The 15,016-nt window shown below is 68.6% G+C and carries 13 protein-coding genes and 4 pseudogenes; 7 read left to right on the forward strand and 10 right to left on the reverse strand.

Features of this window, described 5'->3' with window-relative positions:
* The first annotated feature begins 220 nt into the window (after positions 1-220).
* Both CEW88_RS23995 and CEW88_RS24000 read left to right on the forward strand, forming a co-directional pair.
* Positions 221-1,375: an AMP-binding protein gene (locus CEW88_RS23995; protein ID WP_159099739.1), complete on the forward strand. Its 1,155-nt coding sequence runs from the start codon at positions 221-223 to the stop codon at positions 1,373-1,375.
* Positions 1,372-2,472 (forward strand): thiolase family protein, encoded by a 1,101-nt coding sequence (locus CEW88_RS24000; protein WP_108970919.1) that lies wholly within the window; start codon positions 1,372-1,374, stop codon positions 2,470-2,472. The genes CEW88_RS23995 and CEW88_RS24000 overlap by 4 nt, the downstream gene beginning before the upstream one ends.
* On the opposite strand, the gene CEW88_RS24005 is transcribed toward CEW88_RS24000, so the two are convergent.
* From CEW88_RS24005 to CEW88_RS24035, 7 genes are all read right to left on the reverse strand, one after another.
* Entirely contained in the window at positions 2,465-3,145 is a 681-nt protein-coding gene (locus CEW88_RS24005; protein WP_108970920.1) for a nitroreductase, read from the reverse strand. The two genes, CEW88_RS24000 and CEW88_RS24005, sit on opposite strands and share 8 nt — an antisense overlap.
* 7 nt (positions 3,146-3,152) lie before the next feature.
* Positions 3,153-3,695 (reverse strand): biotin transporter BioY, encoded by a 543-nt coding sequence (locus CEW88_RS24010; protein WP_108970921.1) that lies wholly within the window; start codon positions 3,693-3,695, stop codon positions 3,153-3,155.
* Between the two features lie 11 nt (positions 3,696-3,706).
* Positions 3,707-4,324: a CbiQ family ECF transporter T component gene (locus CEW88_RS24015; protein ID WP_108970922.1), complete on the reverse strand. Its 618-nt coding sequence runs from the start codon at positions 4,322-4,324 to the stop codon at positions 3,707-3,709.
* Positions 4,299-5,012, reverse strand: a complete 714-nt coding sequence (locus tag CEW88_RS24020) for an energy-coupling factor ABC transporter ATP-binding protein (RefSeq protein WP_108970923.1) — start codon at positions 5,010-5,012, stop codon at positions 4,299-4,301. The genes CEW88_RS24015 and CEW88_RS24020 overlap by 26 nt, the downstream gene beginning before the upstream one ends.
* A 106-nt stretch (positions 5,013-5,118) precedes the next feature.
* Positions 5,119-6,468, reverse strand: coding sequence for a PepSY-associated TM helix domain-containing protein (locus tag CEW88_RS24025; RefSeq protein ID WP_108970924.1), 1,350 nt, complete (start codon positions 6,466-6,468; stop codon positions 5,119-5,121).
* 102 nt (positions 6,469-6,570) lie between these two features.
* On the reverse strand, positions 6,571-6,918 hold the full coding sequence (locus CEW88_RS24030) for a hypothetical protein (RefSeq protein ID WP_108970925.1): 348 nt from the start codon (positions 6,916-6,918) through the stop codon (positions 6,571-6,573).
* Positions 6,919-6,982: 64 nt separating this feature from the next.
* Positions 6,983-8,326, reverse strand: coding sequence for a cytochrome P450 (locus CEW88_RS24035; protein ID WP_108970926.1), 1,344 nt, complete (start codon positions 8,324-8,326; stop codon positions 6,983-6,985).
* A 545-nt stretch (positions 8,327-8,871) separates the two neighbouring features.
* Between CEW88_RS24035 and CEW88_RS24040 the strand changes: the two genes are divergently transcribed.
* Positions 8,872-9,858: a GNAT family N-acetyltransferase gene (locus CEW88_RS24040; protein ID WP_108970927.1), complete on the forward strand. Its 987-nt coding sequence runs from the start codon at positions 8,872-8,874 to the stop codon at positions 9,856-9,858.
* A gap of 45 nt (positions 9,859-9,903) precedes the next feature.
* On the opposite strand, the pseudogene CEW88_RS24045 reads toward CEW88_RS24040, so the two are convergent.
* Both CEW88_RS24045 and CEW88_RS24050 read right to left on the reverse strand, forming a co-directional pair.
* A pseudogene (locus CEW88_RS24045) lies at positions 9,904-11,192 on the reverse strand (NAD(P)/FAD-dependent oxidoreductase).
* Between the two features lie 25 nt (positions 11,193-11,217).
* Positions 11,218-11,608 (reverse strand): annotated as a pseudogene (locus tag CEW88_RS24050) (hypothetical protein).
* Positions 11,609-11,815: 207 nt separating this feature from the next.
* On the opposite strand from CEW88_RS24050, the gene CEW88_RS24055 reads away from it, so the two are divergent.
* The 3 genes and pseudogenes from CEW88_RS24055 to CEW88_RS24065 all read left to right on the forward strand — a co-directional run bounded on the left by CEW88_RS24055 (position 11,816) and on the right by CEW88_RS24065 (position 13,822).
* Complete coding sequence (locus CEW88_RS24055) at positions 11,816-12,184, forward strand: cupin domain-containing protein (RefSeq protein WP_108970928.1); 369 nt, start codon at positions 11,816-11,818, stop codon at positions 12,182-12,184.
* Positions 12,184-12,456 (forward strand): annotated as a pseudogene (locus CEW88_RS25075) (acetylornithine deacetylase); the annotation flags it as partial. The gene CEW88_RS24055 and the pseudogene CEW88_RS25075, both read left to right, overlap by 1 nt.
* Before the next feature lie 367 nt (positions 12,457-12,823).
* Entirely contained in the window at positions 12,824-13,822 is a 999-nt protein-coding gene (locus CEW88_RS24065) for an autotransporter domain-containing protein (protein WP_108970929.1), read from the forward strand.
* Here the strand turns inward: CEW88_RS24065 and CEW88_RS24690 are convergent.
* Positions 13,817-14,107, reverse strand: a complete 291-nt coding sequence (locus tag CEW88_RS24690; RefSeq protein WP_159099740.1) for a hypothetical protein — start codon at positions 14,105-14,107, stop codon at positions 13,817-13,819. The genes CEW88_RS24065 and CEW88_RS24690 overlap by 6 nt on opposite strands.
* Positions 14,108-14,418: 311 nt before the next feature.
* On the opposite strand from CEW88_RS24690, the pseudogene CEW88_RS24070 reads away from it, so the two are divergent.
* Positions 14,419-14,955, forward strand: a pseudogene (locus tag CEW88_RS24070) (IS30 family transposase); the annotation flags it as partial.
* Positions 14,956-15,016: the final 61 nt, after the last annotated feature.

The following is a 15,016-nucleotide window of genomic DNA, read 5'->3' on the forward strand; positions in this document are numbered from 1 at the left end:
CTGATCACGGCGAGCATAACGGATCGGGAACATAATGGGAACTTGGTATTCGAAGCGACGCTGCGCGCCCGCCCGAAGAGGATCGATCTTGGGCGGAAGACGCCCCTTAGGCTTCGTCTCATCGCAAAGGTACCCGGTAGCGGCGCAAACTTGCGCTTTGCGTCCCGGCGCCGCTTGGGGGAAAAGGACCGGGACCATTGTTCGCCCGAGGACGTCTTTCGTGAGTGACACGCTCTTTCACTGGCATCCAGACTGCCGCCTGCGCGTCCCGGAGGCGCCGGGCGCGCTCTTGCGCGAGCTGCGCGCCGCGCTGACGGAGGGCGCTGGGTTCACCATTGGGCCAGAGGGGATCGCGCGGTTGCCGCAGGCCGATCGCGGCATTCTGCAGAGCCGCTCCTCGGGCACCACCGGCGCGGCCAAGGCGATCCGCCGCACGCATGGCTCGTGGATAGCCAGCTTTAGGGAAAATGCCGCGGCGCTTGGCATCTCTCCGGGCGATGCCTACGGCGTGCTCGGCGCGCCGCAGCATTCGCTGGCGCTCTACGCCATCGCCGAGGCGGCCTGGCTGGGGGCGGACCTGCTCTGCCTCGACGCAGTGCGCCCCGCCCGGCAGGCGGCAGCGCTGCACGCGGCGGGGGCGACGGTGCTCTATGCCACGCCGACGCAGCTGCGGCTGCTTTGCGCGGCGGGGCAGGGGCTTCCGGCGCTGCGCCACATTCTTTGCGGCGGCGGGCGGATGCCCGCGGGGCTCCGGGCGCGCATCGCCGAGCTTTGCCCGGGCGCGGAACTTCGGGAATTCTACGGCGCAGCAGAGACCAGCTTCATCGCCTGGGGCGACGCGGAGGGGCCGGGCGGGGCGGTGGGCCACGCCTATCCGGGCGTCGAGATCCGCATCGATGCCCCCGAGGGAGAATTCGGCGAGATCTGGGTCCGCAGCCCCTATCTCTTCGAGGGCTATGCCGAAGGCACCAGCGCCGACACCCGCTGGCGGGACGGCTTTCTGAGCGTGGGCGAAATGGGCAAGCTCGACGCGCACGGGACGCTCGCCGTCGCGGGGCGGCGCAGCCGGATGGTCACCATCGCCGACCGCAACGTTTTTCCCGAGGACATCGAGGCGCTGCTGCTCGGCGATGCCGCCGTGCGCCACTGCGCGGTGGTGCCGCGCCCGGACCCGAGGCGCGGCGTGCACCTGGTGGCGGTGATCGCGGGTGGCTGTGACGCGGCCACGGCCGGGCGGCTCCTGGCGCTCTGCCGCGCGGCCGTCGGCCCTCTGGCGGCGCCGCGGCGGGTGATTGGCCTCGAGGATTTCCCGCTCACCGTCTCGGGCAAGCCCGACCTTCGCGAGATCGCCCGGCGGCTGGGGGACGGTCCATGAGCGGCGTCCGCATCCTCGCGGCGCTGCGCGCGCCGGTGGCGCCCCGCGGCGGGGCGCTGTCGCGGCTGGAGCTTCACGAACTGGCCGCGCCCGTCCTGCGTGCGGCCGTTGCAGAGGCGGGGCTCACCTTTGATGAGGTCGACGAGCTGGTGCTCGGCAATGCGCTCGGCGCGGGCGGCAATCCGGCACGGCTGGTGGCGCTGGCGGCGGGTCTGCCCGAGCGCGTGGCCGGGCTCACCCTCGACCGGCAGTGCTGCGGCGGACTCGACGCGCTGGTGGTGGGCGCCGCACTGATCGCCGCGGGGCAGGCCGAGGTGGTGCTGGCGGGCGGGGTCGAATCCTACTCGCGGCGTCCGCTGCGGCTGTGCACGGACCCGGACGGCGGCCCCGCGCGCGGCTACGACCGCCCGCCCTTCACCCCATGGCCCGCGCTGGACCCGGAGATGGACGCGGCGGCGGATGCACTGGGGCAAGAGGGCGGGATTTCGCGCGCGGCGCAGGATTTCTGGGCGATCGAGAGCCACCGCAAGGCACTCTGCGCCGATCTCTCCGCCGAGATCATCCCGCTCGCGGGGCTCCCGGGCGATGCCTTCACGCGCGCGCTCTCGCCGCGGCTGGCGGCGCGGGCGCCGGTGCTCTCGGGCTCGATCACCGCCGCCAATGCCGCCGTGGCGGCGGATGGGGCGGCGCTCTGCGTGCTGGTCTCGGAGCGCGTGGCGGCGCGGCTCGGGCGGCCGGGCCTTTGCTATCTCGGCGGGCTGACGCTGGGCGGGCGGCCGGACCGGCCCGGCCTCGCGCCCGTGGCGGCGATCCGAAGCGTGCTCGACCGGCACGGGCTGCGCGCGGAAGACCTGAGCGTCGCCGAGGTGATGGAGGCCTACGCCGTGCAGGCCATCGCCTGCGTCGAGGGCGCAGGGCTCGATCCCGAGATCGTCAATCCCGGCGGCGGCGGTCTGGCGCGCGGGCATCCAGTGGGGGCCTCTGGTGCGATCAACGCGGTGAGGCTGTTTCACGAGCTGCAAAAGCGCGGCGGCACGGGGATTGCAGCCATCGCGGCGGCGGGCGGGCTCGGGACGGCGGTGCTGCTCTCTAGCTGAAACCGCGCAAGCTGGCGTAGGTTTCGAGCGTGTCGCGGGCGGTTTCGACCTTGTTCACCGGAGCCTCGGGGTCGGCCCGCCCCAGCGCCATGCCGCAGACCACCAGTTCGTCGTCGCCGAGGCCGAGATGGGCGTGGGCGACATCCGCATAATTTGCCAGCGCGCCGATGCCGCAGGTGGCATAGCCCATGCCTTGGGCCGCAACCATCAGCGCCATCAGAGCCATGCCCAGGTCCATGAAGCAGCCCTTGCCCATCTCGGGCTCGATGGTCACGACGATCCCGACCGGGGCGTCGAAGAAGGCGTAGTTGCGGGTGAACTGGGCGCGGCGGCCGGCGAGGTCGCGGCGCGCGATCCCCAGCGCGGCATAAAGCGCATATCCCGCGGCGCGCTGCTTGGCCTTCAGCGCGGGTGGCAGGGGGGTGGGGAAATAGGAATATTGCGCGACCTGCGGTCGACCCTCCTCGATGGCCCCGAGCAGCGCCGCGCTGAGATCGGCCAGCGGCGCGCCGGTCAGCGCGTGGAACCGGCCGGGCTGCAGGTTTGCGCCACTCGGCGCAGAGCGCGCCGCGCGCAGGATCCGCTCGAGATCGGCGCGCGGCACAGGGTCTTTCAGGAAGGCGCGGGCGGAGCGGCGCGCGAAGAGCAGCTCCTCCGCCGGCGACAGGCTCATGCCGGGATCACCCGCGCGAGAGCAGGCTCGCCGGGCGCGAGCGGGCCAACGCCGAGGTGATGAGCCCCGCCAGGACCGCCTTGATCACGTCGCCGGGGATGAAGGCGGTGACCAGCAGGGTGGCCTCGGGGATGGACTTGCCGAGAGTGACCGACATGCCGAGGACGCCGAAGACGTAAAGCACCAGGATGCCGCCGATCACCGAGGCGATGGCGGAGACCAGCGCCAGGTTGCCGCGCCAGCGCTCGACGATGAAGCCGGTGACGAAGGCGGCGACCGGCCAGCCGACGAGGAAGCCCACGGTGGGCGAGGCGAAAACGCCGAGACCGCCGCGTCCGCCGGCCAGCAGCGGCAGGCCAAGCGCGATCAGCGCGATGAACAGCAGGCAGGCCAAGGCGCCGCGTTTCGCGCCGAGCACCGTGCCGGCAAGCATCACGCCCAGGGTCTGCGCGGTGATCGGCACGCCGAAGGCGAGGGTGAACTTGGGGATCAGCCCGAGCCCGGCGATGAGCGCGGCAAAGAGCGCGACATGGGTGAGATTGCGTTCCAAGGCGGATCCTCCTATCCGGTCGTGTCTGGCGGCTCGAGACCGCCCCGGGCGCGCAGCGCCTCGGCGACATGTTCTGCATCATCAATGGCCAGCGCCGCAAGGGGCATCACGACCTGCCATCCGGCGCGGCGGGCCGAACGGGCGCGCCAGGCCTCGGTGAGTTGCCCGCCCTTGCGGGCGATCGAGGGGGTGAAGCGGACCACCAGCGCCACCGAAAGCTCCAGTGCACGGGTCGACAGACCAAAGCGGCGGAAGGGGGCCAGCAGCCAGGTCGCGACCGCGACCATGTCGGTGAGCCGCGTGGTCATGGTGACAAAATTCGCCAGCGTCAGCGCCGCCAGCAGGCGCAGCGCGACGGCGAGGCCCTCGGCCAATTGCCCGGTGACCAGGTGCCAGGCCGCGATCAGCCCGAGAAAGGGCAGCAGGATGCGCAGGCTGCGCGCGGCCTCGGCCGCGAACGTCAGCCCGCCGGACAGCACCAGAGCCACCACCCCCGCGAGCGCGAGCGCGAGCGGCCGCGGATCCTGCACTGCAAAAAGTCCGACCGTCGCCAAAGACAGTGCCGCGAGCTTGACGCCCGCCGGTACCCGGTGGGCCCAGGTCTCAACCGGCGAGGTTAGAGAGATCATCGCGCCCTCCCCAAAGGCGCATCTGCGCCTCGAACTGGCCCAGCACCTCGGCCGGCGGGCCGTCGGCGCGCAACGCGCCCTCGTCGATCCAGATCACCCGGTCGTAATGGCGCACGCTCTCGGGGTCGTGGGTGATGTGCAGGATCCGCGCCGCGACCTCGTGGACGTAGCGCATGAGCTGCATGCGGGTGGGGATGTCGAGCCCGGAATAGGGCTCGTCGAGCACGATCAGCGCCGGGCGCATCGCCAGCACAGCCATCAGGCACACCAGTTGCTTCTGCCCCTGCGACAGCCCGTGGGTCGGCGCCGAGGCCCAGTGGCTCTTGCCGAAATGGGCGAGGATCGTCTGCACCTCGACCGCCGCCTCGGCGCGGCTTCGGCCGAGCTGCACGAGGCCGAAGGCGATCTCCTCCTCGACGGTGGGGAAGATGATCTGGTGGTCGGGGTTCTGGAACAGGATGCCGACCGAGCGCAGCGCCGCCTCGCGGTCGCGCGCCATGTCGCGGCCGTCGATCTCGGCGCTGCCCGCGTCGGGCACCTGCAGCCCGGCGATCACCCGCGCAAGCGTTGTCTTGCCCGAGCCGTTGCGGCCGACGATGCCGATGCGCCGCTCCGCCGCGCTCAGCGAGACCTGCCGCAGGGCCTCCACCCCGCCAAGCGTCACCGAGACATTCCTGAGCTGCAGCACCCGCGCGTTCCTTTGCGATCCGATGTCGGCCCGGGGTACGACGCGCGGCGGTCCGGTTGCAATCCCTTCCGTGCCATCCGGGCGGCTGGCCGCGCCCCTGCCTGACTCACGCCAGCGCCTTCCGCCGCCGCGCAAGGTGCAGCGCGACTTCCACTGCCGCCAGCCCCAGCATCGACAGGCCGACCAGCGGGAAGAACACGCCCGCCGCCACGGCCATCAGCAGCAGCGTGCGGGGAATGCGCCAGTCGCTTGGCACCTGCGGCACGCCGAGCGCGCCCGAGGGGCGGCGTTTCCACCACATGGCGGCGCCCGACACGCAGAGCCCGACCATGGCGAGGCAGGCCAGAAGCAGCACGATCTGGTTCACCAGCCCCCATTCCTGCCCCATGTGGACGGAAATGCCCCATTCGGCCCAGCGGCCGAGCGTGCCGAGGTCGGCAAGATCCGCGTCGTAGAGCACCGCGCCGCTGTATTGGTCGAGGTGGATCACCCGCTCATAGGTGATGTCATCGGGATAGACCGAAGCGGTGAACACGCCCGCCGGCCCCCTCGGCATCGACACGGAATAGCCCGGCACGATGCCAAGGCCCTCCACCGTCGCGACCACCTGGTCGAGCGTCTGGGGGACACCCTCTGCCGCCGACGACAGCGGCACCGGCTGCTTCTCGATGATCCAGGGCGCGCGATCGGTGGCCTCGGAAAGCGGCACGGTCGAGCTCGGCAGGCCGGACCAGTAGCCCTCGGGCATCCCGAGCTCGAGGGCATTGGCGTATTCGTAGAACTTGCCGCCCCAGATCGCCGACCAGGGCAGACCGGTCAGCGCGAGGAACACGATGAAGACCCCTGTGTAGAGGCCGGTGACCGCGTGCAGGTCGCGCCACCAGGGACGCCCGCGCCTGGCCTTGAGGGATGTTGTCCCGAGCCCCCGCCCGCGCGGCCACCACAGGTAGATGCCGCTGGCGACCAGCAGCACCATCCAGCCTGCGGCCATCTCGATGAGCCGGTTGCCGAGCCAGCCGACGTACTCCAGCGAGTGCAGTTTGCGCACCACGTACATCGCCGGGCTGCCCGCGGCGCCACCGTCCCAGAGCGTGCCCAGCACCTCACCGGTGTAGGGATTCACGTAGACCGTATCCTTCAGCCCGTCCGGGCCGAGAATGTCGATCTCGGCGCTGCGGGTCGCGGAGGCGGGCGGGGTGTAGGCCTTGAGCTCGCCCTGATGCGCCTCGAGCGCGGCGGCGGCGAGGGCCGAGGGCGCGCGCTGCGCGGCGGCAGGCTCGACGAAGCGCAGCCGGGAATAGGCCGCGTCGTTGATCTCGTCCTTGAAGAGGTAGATGCCGCCGGTGATGGCCAGGATCAGCACGATAGGCAGGATCACAAGACCGGCGATGAAATGCCAGCGCCATACGGCGCGGTAGAGCGCGGCCGAGGCGGCGCGCGAGGTCGTTACCGTCATGAGAAAAGTCCGATTGTCCCGGCCTCGTGCCGGGCAGGAGAGGGTGGCCCCGGGCGGCGCAGCCGCCGGGGTCTGGGTGTCGCGAAAGCCGGCACGGGGCCGTCAGACGCAGACCGGCGGCGCCCTTGGGGAATGACGGAGGTTGCGGGCCTGCGCGGCCCGATGGAGATCGTTGCATCGGCGCCAGGCGTCATGCGGCTCGAGCAGGACGTGTCGGCCATCATGGGCGCTCGACGGCGCTTCGGGCAAGCCGTGGCAGAGCGGGCAGTGGTGATCGTGGCCGGCCTCGTCGCCACAGAGCTCGTCAATCGAGCCGCCATAAAGCAGGGCGTAAGCCTCGATCTTAACGGTCTCGCGATCCGGCGCCATGCGTGCCGCAGACACCACGCTCGACAGCGCCAGCAGCACGCCGAGGGACAGGATCACCGCAAGAGAAGCCCGATTTCGCATGGCAGCCTTGTGGCACGTGGCTGCCGCCGGGGGAAGATCGGAATTGGACCTCGCGGCCCGCGCCCTAGAGCGGGGTGATCTCCAGCGTGACGCCGGGATCGGGGCGCACGGTCATGTGCATGATCGGCTCGGGGCGCGGCCCTTTCGGCGCGAAGCGGTAGCGTGACAGCAGCGTGGCGAGGATGATCCCCGCCTGCATCATTGCGAAATTCGCCCCGACGCAGACCCGCGGCCCGGCGCCGAAGGGCAGGTGCAGGTAGCGGTCCCGCTTCTGGCCTTGGGCAAAGCGCGTGGGGTCGAACTGATCCGGCCGCTCCCAGTAGGCGTGATGGCGATGCAGCGCCCAGGTGTTGACGAAGATCGTCTCGCGCGGGCGGATCTCGCGCTCATAGAGCGTGTCGGCGGCGCGCACGGTGCGCGCCAGCATACCCACCGGGGGATAAAGCCGCATGGTCTCGTCGAGCACCGCGGTGATGCCGGGCATGCGCTCGAGCTCCGCGTGGCCGCAGCGGCCGCCCTGCAACACGTCCCGCGCTTCGTCCCGCGCGCGCGCCTGCGCCGCCTCGTCATGGGCCAGCAGGTAGAGCGCCCAGGCCAGCGACAGCGCCGTGGTTTCATGGCCAGCGACGATGAAGAACTGCATGTTGTGCAGAAGGTCCTTGGGCGACATGGTGCGGCCGCTCTCGGGATCCCGCGCCGCGAGCATGTGGTCGAGCAGATCGTCCGCCCCGCCCGTCGCCTGACGCCGCCGCGCCTCGATCGCGCGGGACACCATGGCGTGCATCGTCTTCACCGCGCCCCGCCCGAACAGCTCGGCCGGGCGGGGCACCCAGGGCGGCACCTCGAGGAAATCCAGCAGCGAGGCGCGGCCGACGGTGAGGAAATAGCGGGTGATCGCCTCGCCGTAGGCCTCGGCATCGAAGTGTTCGCGCCCCGACAGCGCCACGTCGCAGATCACGTCGAAAGTGGCCGACAGCATCTCGGACACCATCTCGGCGCTGCTCTGGCCGGCAAGGCGGTCGCAGGCACGTTCGGCGGTGGCGGTCATCACCGGCGCCAGAGCCTCGACGTTGCGGGCGGCGAAGACCGGAGCGATGGCGCGGCGCTGCCAGCGCCACTGCGCGCCCTCGGAGGTGAAAAGGCTGTCGCCCACCGCCGGGCGCAGCATCCGCAGCATGACCTCGGATTTGGGATAATTCTCGACGTTATCGAGAAACAGCCGCTTCATGCCCTCGGGGCCCTGCACCATGTGCCAGCGCGCGTGGCCGGTGGTGCCGGTGACGATGGGCTGGGTGTAGGCGATGGCGGGGATGATCCGCAGCACGTTGCTGCGCGCGGCCCGGAGGCTTGCGAGCATTCCCAGCGGCTCGGTCGCCGGTTCGATGCGCGGCGGCAGCGTCTGCGTCATGTGTCCTCCCGGGGCGGATAGGGAGAACCTATGCCCTGCGCCGCCGCGATCAAGTCATCGACAGGCAGGGCAGCCCCCTGCGTTCAGAGCCAGACCTTGCAGCTTTGCCCCGCCGTGCAGAAAGCGCCACCGCGTGAGGGCTTCTTGGGATTTAATGCACAATGATTCCGCGAGCTAAGCTCAAGCTTTATTTCAATTAGAAAACATACATTTATCCAATGTATGGAGCGCGCCATGGGACCAATTCACGCGCACCTGAACATCAAGCAACCTGTCCGGGAGATCGCGCGCGTGCTGCAGCGCTCGAAGGTCACGATTTATCGCGGGTCCAGTACCGGCCCGCGTATCGGCGCCGGGGCGATGGTTCCACGGACAGCGAGTTCGCCGGCCAAGGGGTTGCCGCCGCGCAGCGAGAACGGCAGAAACTTCGGACAGAGGGCGCGATACGGCAGATCTTTTCATGCAATCCATTAGATAAAGACAATGAGCGATCCGTCCGGGAGTCCCCCGGTCGGGCTGCCGGCCAGCAACGGAAAGAAGTGAGCATGAGCGTTCAAGACCAGTCCGACCTCGCGCTGCCACCGGGCAGCGCCGAACTGATGCCGCCGGAGGCTCTTGCCCGCCACCGCGCCTTCATGCGCCGAGAGGCGCCGAAGGTGGAAAGCGACTGGATGCAGGTCGACACCTACAAGGCCAGGATCGAGCCGGTGGATGCCTCGATGATCGACCGGCTGCACGAGCTGACGGTCAGCGTCTTCTGGCCGCATCGGGCCTCGGACATCGAGCTGGTCCTGGCACTCGGCACTGGCTACCTGGCGCTGGACGAGATCGGGCGGCCATTGAGCTCCGTCATGGGCTTTCCGAGCGACGATGACTTCACGATGCTGGGGATGATGGTCACCACGCCGCGGCTGCAGTCGCAGGGCACCGGCGGGCGGCTGCTGCGCCGGGCGATGACCGAACAGGCCGGCCGCGACCTGCGACTTTCGGCGACGCGTCAGGGCTACCGCCTCTACGAGAGCGCGGGATTCACGCCGGTGCGGCTGGTCTACCAGCACCAGGGTATGGCGCGGGCGATCCGACCCCCCGAGCCGGTGCAGGGTGTGTCGGTGCGGCCGATGCAACCCGGCGACATGGCGGCGATCCGGGCGCTCGACGCCCATGCCTTCGGCGCGCGGCGGACCGTGACCCTCGATGCGGTGCTGGGTGTCTCCGAGGTGATCGTGGCCGAGCGCGGCGGCGAGGTCGAGGGCTATGCGATGATGCGCAACTTCGGCAAGGGGCGGGTCATTGGCCCACTGGTGGCCGAGCAGGACGGCATCGCCATGCAACTCGCCGCCGCGTTCATAATGGCGCATGAGGGCGAGTTCCTGCGCCTCGACACGATCATCGAAAGCGAGCGCTTCGAGGCCTTCGTCTCGGCCGCTGGTCTCGGGGTCTGCGACACGGTCACCGACATGCGCTACGGCCGCCTGCGCCGCGCGCAGAGCGGGCCGATGACCTACGGTCTGGCGATGCAGTCCCTGGGCTGAGCATCCAGACCGGCGACAGAGGGGGTCTGGGGCCCCTTCGCGTATTCAGGAAATCCGGTCCTTCAGGCCGAAGTACATGCCTACCAGCGGCAGGAACCACGGCTTGCCGGAATGCAGCGGCACCTTCGGCCCGTCGAGCCCCTGCAGCGGGTTGGTGTCGGTCCGGCCCATCGCCATGTCGGCAAGGACCTGCCCCATCAGCGTCGAGATCTGCGCGCCGTGCCCCGAGTAGCCCATGCCGTAGATCATGCCGTCGGCCTCGCCCGCGCGCGGGAAACGGTCCTTGGTCATGCCGACCATGCCGCCCCAGCAATAGTCCAGCTCGACCTTGCCCATCTGCGGGAACATTTGCGTCAGCGCGGCGCGCAGCACCTTGCCCGACTTGGCGTCCGAACTCTGGTCCGAGGTCGCCGAGAAGCGCGCCCGCCCGCCGAAGATCATCCGCTTGTCCGGCGACAGATGGAAGTAGTTGCCGATGTTCATCGAGGTGACATAGGTGCGGTTGCCCGGCAGCGTTGCGCGATCTCGGCGTCGCTGAGCGGGCGGGTCGCCACGATGAAGGAGCCGACGGAGATGATCCGCTTCTTGAAGAACCCCAGCGGGGCCGTGCCGACGCTGTTCGAATAGGCGTTGGTCGCGGCGATCACCCGCTCGGCGCGGATCGTGCCCTTGGCTGTCTCGATCAGCCAGCCGCTGCCCTCGCGTCTGCGCCCGGTGACCGGGGCGTCTTCCCAGATCTTCGCGCCGTGGCGGTGGGCGGCCTCGGCCAGTCCGGTGACGTAGCGGCCCATGTGCATCATCGCCGACTTGCCGTAGAGCATTCCGCCGTGGAACTGGTCCGACCCGATCTCGCCCTCCAGCTCGTGCTTTTCGAGGAACCGCGTGTCGGCGTCCACCTCGCGGTGGATCGTCTCGAAATTGGCACGCAGCCCCGCGATATGGCTGGCCTTCGAGGCGAGTTTGACTTTCCCCGAGCGGTGGAAGTCACAGGCAATGCTTTCCTCGGCGATGACCTCCTCGATCATGTCGATCGAGCGGTCGTAGGCCTGCCAGAGCGCCTTGGCCCGCTCCGCGCCGAGCTGCGCCTTGGCCTCGCGGTAGCCATGGGCCAAGCCGTTGTTGAGGTGCCCGCCGTTGCGGCCCGAGCCGCCGAAGCCGACGTGGCGGGCTTCGAGCACCGCGACGCTCACCCCCTCGCGGGCCAGCTTGCGCGCGGCGTTGAGGCCGGTGAACCCGGCCCCGATGACGACCACGTCGACCTTGCCCTCGACCGGGCCCGGCTGGGCCGAGGCAAAGGGGGTCGAGGTGGCGTGCCAGTAGGACTGATATTGCATCGCAGTGCTTTCGTTTCAGCGGTGATTACAGGCCGACGACGCCGGGCAGCCCCGAGATATCCTTGATCTCGGTATAGCCGTAGAAGGGGTTTGCCGGCTCGTGGCCGCGGTTGACCCAGACCTTATTCTTGATCCCCAGGTCATGCGCGGTCATAGATCTTCGCCGCGATCTCGGGATCGAAGGCGACGCCGTTGCGCTTGCAGGTGCGCTCCAGGGCGTTGTGCACGACCTCGGCATAGGGCTTCCACGCACCCAGCACCTCGTCCAGCCGATAGGCCGAGAAGTCACGGATGAAGACCTCGATCTTTTCGGCTCCAAGCTGCTCGCCGTAGAAGTCGCGCGCGGCGCCGGCCATGTCGAAGTAGATCATGGTGCCGTGACAGTCGAAGGTGTTGAATTTGGGGCGGAAGGTCATGTCAGTCTCCGGGGTGCGTGGTACCGGCATCTTGACCCGCCCGCCGCGACAGCGCCTGCCGCGTTTCGCGCTCTCAGCGCAGGAAATTGCGTTTGTCGCGCGGGTCGCGGCACGGTCTGCCGCGCCGCGCGCGCTTTCGGTGACCGGCGCGTGGCGTGGCGGGGCATTTTGTGGTGAATGCCCTTGAGACCAACACCGGAGACTCCCATGGCCCTGCTCGTACCCGTTGAAACCGCTCCAACTTTTGCCGCCAAGGAAGGCACCGCCGCGCCCGACCGCCTGATCGAGGGTGCGCCCGCCTTCAAGACATGGGAAATCGACACCGCGCTGGCCAAAGCCGCCAACTGGGGCAAGATCCGCACCGGCGTCTGGGAGGCCACCGAGGGCAAGACGATCTCGATCAAGGGTGAGACCCTCGAGTTCTGCCACATCCTGTCGGGGCGCTGCGAGATTGCCGAGGACGGCGGCGAGAGCCACGTTTTCGGCCCCGGCGACAGCTTCGTGCTGAAACCCGGCTTCACCGGCACCTGGAACACGCTCGAGACGGTGCGCAAGATTTTCGTGATCGCCTCCTGATGCGGGCGGTGGAGATCCTCGAAAGGCTCGTCGCCTTTCCCAGCGTTGTCGGCACCTCGAACAGGGCGCTGATGGAGTACGTCGCCCACTACCTTTCAGAGCACGGCGCGCGGGTCACCCGCCTGGTCGGACCCGAGGGCGACCGCGAGAACCTCTTTGCCACGATCGGCGATCCCTCGCTGCCGGGCTATGTCCTGTCGGGGCACGTCGACGTCGTCCCGGCGCAGGAGCCGGGCTGGGTCGGGGACCCCTTCGTGCTGCGGCGCGACGGTGCGCGGAGGAGGACAGATGACATCGCAAGAGAACCGCGGTCGCGGCGCCTGACGGCGCGGCGGCGCTCGGTCCGGCTGTCCCGCGGCACGTCCGCGGGAACGCGCCTGGCTGCACGCCAGCGGGGCGCGCGGGCCCGGGTTTTGCCCGAATGACGGCGGCGCGCCAGCGCGCCCTGTGACCAGAAAAGGGGCCGGAGGGACCCCCCGTATCAATTGACATCAGTGGAGGAGCAAGATGCTCAAACTCATAGCGACCTGCGCTCTGGGCGCGGTAACCCTGTGAACGGGCTCGGCAGCCAAGGCGGAAGCACCGCAAACCCTGGGAGCCGGCGGCCCGCCGCCCCTGTCGATCCGGGTGCTCGCGAACATGGGCCGGACCGGGCTTCTGGGGTTCATGTCCTCGAACGAGCGCTACGGCGCGGTGCAGTCCCGCGTCGCCTTCGGCCGCGGCATGTCGGCGCTGGCGGACGTTCCCGGCAACCCGGCGGATGGCTATCCCGACGGCGTGAGCGAGCTGCTCACCCCGCTCAGCGCCATCATCCAGCTGAACAAGGGCCCGAGTGACAGCGCCTCCTACCTGCGCTTTTCCTCCGACAATCGCCGGTCGGACGCCTGGCGCACCGAGAACGCCGGCACCGGCTTCGAGAGCGACAGCGAGGCGCATGGCTTTGGCGCGCAGTATTTCTATGCCCCGAACGCCGACCTGATGCTGGGGCTCGGGGTGGAGGTGAACCGCAACGAGGTCGAGATACGCCACAACGACGGCAGCAGCGACATCGAGTTCTGGGCGCTGCGGGCGGACGTTCTGAAGGTGGTGAACGACAACTGGGGCGTCGCCCTGCGCGCCGGCTGGTTCAACGAGACCGCCGAGACAAGCATCCCGCTGCCCTTCGCCACGATGGAGTCCGAGCAGGACGCGCAGCGACTCTATCTGCAGGCCGACGCGGTGGGCACCTTCACCAGGGCCGACATCGCGGCACTGCCCGAAAGCTGGATCCTGCGCCCCAACATCGGCGCGGCCTGGCAGAAGACCTGGTTCGACGAGACCACCAACTCGCTGGGTGCAACGGTCAAGGGTCCGCGCGGCGAAAGCTCGGACGAATATGGGTCGGTCTATGCCAAGGCGGCGCTGCATCACGATGGGAAGGGAAAGATCCACCCCTATGCGGGTCTCGGGGTCGACGTCGAATTCGTCAATTCCTATGAAGATTACGTCGATGAGACGGCCTACTTCAACAGCTTCGCCGGGGCGTCGATCTCGCTCTCGCGTTCGGCGATGATCTATGTGAGCTACGGCCGCTACGATGGGTTCAACGGCAACCGGACGAAGGAGTCACTGGTTGTTGCGCTTGGGGTGACCTTATGACCAGCGGCGCACCGTTCCCGCAAAAGAAGACAGCGCTCCGATAGCGATCGGGGCGCTGCCTAAGTTTCGCACCTTTCGGCGTGTTTGCAGAGCGCCATGTCGGGCGAGGCTCTCGACCTCGCCGGCCGGCGCTGAGGTATTGCCGATCTGCTTAGGATCAGCCATCGGCTTTGGCATTGGCATCACCAGCTCCGGCGCTTCGGAAGTCTCGCTCCACCTGAATTCCAATGCGTCGAGATCATCGCTCAGCTTTGTGCCACAGCTCGGCCCGATCACGCGCAGCATGTCGACCCACACCCCAGGGAGATGCTCGGGACATATCTTTGCGCCAAGGTTGGTATGATTGGCCCACCGCGGAGCCACCCATCTGGCCAGCCCGCCGCCCTCACTGATCGTGCGCGGATCGACGGTGCCGTGAGCCCCCCCAGGCTCAGCTCACGCCTTGCACTGCGGACAAATCCGGACGGCGCGCCGCATCCGGTCACGCACAGTTTTTACATAAGCCTGATTACACGCGCGACGCCTGTAAGCGGGGTGGATTCACAAACGAAGTGCAAATTCTGTATCAAAACAGAAGTTTGCATGGAGGATGTGGAATGGGTCGTTGTTACCTTCAGCTGAGTTTCGAGGAGCGGATCAAGATTGCCAAGTGGCGCGAGGCCAAAATGTCGATCCCCGAGATCGCGGATCGCCTGAGCCGCGCCCCCTCGACCATCTACCGCGATCTGAAGCGCAATCACTTCGATGGCGGCGACCTGCCCGAGCTCGCGGGATACTACGCGCTGAATGCCCAGACCATGAGCGAGAGGCGCCGCGCCCTTCACCGCAAGATGATTCAGCACCCGCAGCTCAAAGCTGCCGCCCTGCATGGGCTCAAGACTGGCTGGTCGCCGGAGCAGATCGCCGGCCGGATGCGTCTTGAGCAGCATGGGGTCCGTGTGAGCCACGAGACGATCTATCGCTACGCCTACTCGAAGGACGGTCGCGCCGAGCAGTTCTACCGGCACCTTCCCGAGCATCGCAGACGCCGCAGACCTCGCGGATACCGCCGGTACCAGCGCAGCCACATCTCGGACGCGCAAAGCCTTTCAAACAGGCCGGATTGCGTCGCCGAGCGCGTTGAGTTTGGGCACTGATGGTGTGGATACCTCACCCCGCAACGGGATCGCAATGTGCCAGGATGGTGAGGTTGAA

The organism is Alloyangia pacifica (assembly GCF_003111685.1).
Classification (GTDB): domain Bacteria; phylum Pseudomonadota; class Alphaproteobacteria; order Rhodobacterales; family Rhodobacteraceae; genus Salipiger; species Salipiger pacificus_A.

Excerpts from the sequence above, each read along its gene's own strand:
- CEW88_RS24000 (WP_108970919.1), top strand. The coding sequence starts at position 1,372 with ATGAGCGGCGTCCGCATCCTCGCGGCGCTGCGCGCGCCGGTGGCGCCC.
- CEW88_RS24005 (WP_108970920.1), bottom strand. The coding sequence starts at position 3,145 with ATGAGCCTGTCGCCGGCGGAGGAGCTGCTCTTCGCGCGCCGCTCCGCC.
- CEW88_RS24015 (WP_108970922.1), bottom strand. The coding sequence starts at position 4,324 with ATGATCTCTCTAACCTCGCCGGTTGAGACCTGGGCCCACCGGGTACCG.
- CEW88_RS24025 (WP_108970924.1), bottom strand. The coding sequence starts at position 6,468 with ATGACGGTAACGACCTCGCGCGCCGCCTCGGCCGCGCTCTACCGCGCC.
- CEW88_RS24030 (WP_108970925.1), bottom strand. The coding sequence starts at position 6,918 with ATGCGAAATCGGGCTTCTCTTGCGGTGATCCTGTCCCTCGGCGTGCTG.
- CEW88_RS24035 (WP_108970926.1), bottom strand. The coding sequence starts at position 8,326 with ATGACGCAGACGCTGCCGCCGCGCATCGAACCGGCGACCGAGCCGCTG.
- CEW88_RS24040 (WP_108970927.1), top strand. The coding sequence starts at position 8,872 with ATGAGCGTTCAAGACCAGTCCGACCTCGCGCTGCCACCGGGCAGCGCC.
- CEW88_RS24055 (WP_108970928.1), top strand. The coding sequence starts at position 11,816 with ATGGCCCTGCTCGTACCCGTTGAAACCGCTCCAACTTTTGCCGCCAAG.
- CEW88_RS24065 (WP_108970929.1), top strand. The coding sequence starts at position 12,824 with ATGGGCCGGACCGGGCTTCTGGGGTTCATGTCCTCGAACGAGCGCTAC.
- CEW88_RS24690 (WP_159099740.1), bottom strand. The coding sequence starts at position 14,107 with ATGCTGCGCGTGATCGGGCCGAGCTGTGGCACAAAGCTGAGCGATGAT.